Source organism: Filimonas effusa, assembly GCF_004118675.1.
GTDB lineage: Bacteria > Bacteroidota > Bacteroidia > Chitinophagales > Chitinophagaceae > Filimonas > Filimonas effusa.
On record NZ_SDHZ01000010.1, the window covers coordinates 1 to 1,832 of the forward strand.

The window sequence follows — 1,832 nt, forward strand, 5'->3', positions numbered from 1 at the left end:
CTCCGAACATCCTTCCTTAACCTTCCGGCACCGGGCAGGTTTCAGGCTCTATACGTCATCTTTCGATTTTGCAGGGCCCTGTGTTTTTGTTAAACAGTTGGTTGAACCATTTTACTGAGACCGCATCGCTGCGGTACGCTTTATCCCGAAGTTACAGCGTTAATTTGCCTAGTTCCTTCTCCACGGCTCACCCGAGCGCCTTAGAATACTCATCCCGTCTACCTGTGTCGGTTTGCGGTACTGGCCGCTATACTCGCTTTTCTCGGCACCAATTTTATAGTTTCGCTTTGCCCGAAGGCTCCACTTAACGCTCTATTCCGTCAGAACGTAACTACCACGTCGATGCGTCACTTTTAATGTATAGCAGGTGAAGGAATATTAACCTTCTTTCCATCAGATGCCCCTTTCGGGTTTTCCTAAGGACCAGACTAACCCTGATCCGATTAACGTTGATCAGGAACCCTTAGACTTTCGGCGTTAAAGTTTTTCACTTTAATTATCGTTACTTATGCCTACATTTTCTTTTGAAATCACTCCACCAATGGTCGCCCATCAGCTTCAATGTAATTTCAATGCTCCCCTACCACTCAGCTTGCGCTGAATTTAGAACTTCGGTTCATGGTTTGATGCCCGATTATTTTCCGTGCAGGATCTCTCGACCAGTGAGCTGTTACGCACTCTTTAAATGAATGGCTGCTTCCAAGCCAACATCCTGGCTGTTATTGAAATCCCACCGCGTTTGATCAACTTAACCATGTATTAGGGACCTTAGTTGCTAATCTGGGTTATTTCCCTCTCGGCCACGGACCTTAGCGCCCGCAGCCTCACTCCCGTAGATATTTAGCAGCATTCGGAGTTTGTCAGGGTTTGGTAGGCGGTGAAGCCCCCTAGCCCAATCAGTAGCTCTACCTCTGCTAAACTTCTATATACGAGGCTGTTCCTAAAAACATTTCGGGGAGAACGAGCTATCTCTCAGTTTGATTGGCCTTTCACCCCTATCCACAGGTCATCCCAGAACTTTTCAACGTTAACGGGTTCGGTCCTCCATTCTGTGTTACCAGAACTTCAACCTGCCCATGGATAGATCACAAAGTTTCGCGTCTGCCCCCACTGACTATCTGCCCTATTCGGACTCGCTTTCGCTGCGGCTCCGTTCGTTTACGAACTTAACCTCGCCAGTGAGGAGCAACTCGTAGGCTCATTATGCAAAAGGCACGCCGTCACTATTACTAGCTCCGACCGCTTGTAGGCGTACGGTTTCAGGTACTATTTCACTCCCCTGTTCGGGGTGCTTTTCACCTTTCCCTTACGGTACTGGTTCACTATCGGTGTCTGAGGAGTATTTAGCCTTACCAGATGGTGCTGGCAGATTCACGCAGGATTCCTCCGGTCCCGCGCTACTCAGGATACTGCTCGTCCACGTTAATTTCTATCTACAGGGCTATCACCTGCTATGGCGCAACTTTCCAGATGCTTCAATTTGATAACGCTTTCTAAATGCAGTCCTACAACCCTCGATCAGCACGCTGATCAAGTTTGGGCTCTTCCCTGTTCGCTCGCCACTACTTGGGGAATCATTCTTATTTTCTTTTCCTCCGGGTACTTAGATGTTTCAGTTCTCCGGGTTGGCTCTCTTTCGAGTAATTACTCTTCAAGTAATTAGGTTGTCCCATTCGGAAATCAACGGATATAACGCTTGTGTGCAGCTTTCCGTTGCTTATCGCAGCTTACCACGTCCTTCATCGCCTCTCAGACCCTAGGCATCCGCCATACGCCCTTATTCGCTTTAAAAAATTTACAAATTACTTTGATTCGTTTCTCTATACCCTTTT

The 1,832-nt window shown here is 47.6% G+C and carries 1 rRNA gene; it reads right to left on the reverse strand.

Going from position 1 to position 1,832, the window contains the following annotated elements:
* Window positions 1-1,791, reverse strand: a 23S ribosomal RNA gene (locus ESB13_RS23640); the annotation flags it as partial.
* Between the last annotated feature and the right edge of the window lie 41 nt (window positions 1,792-1,832).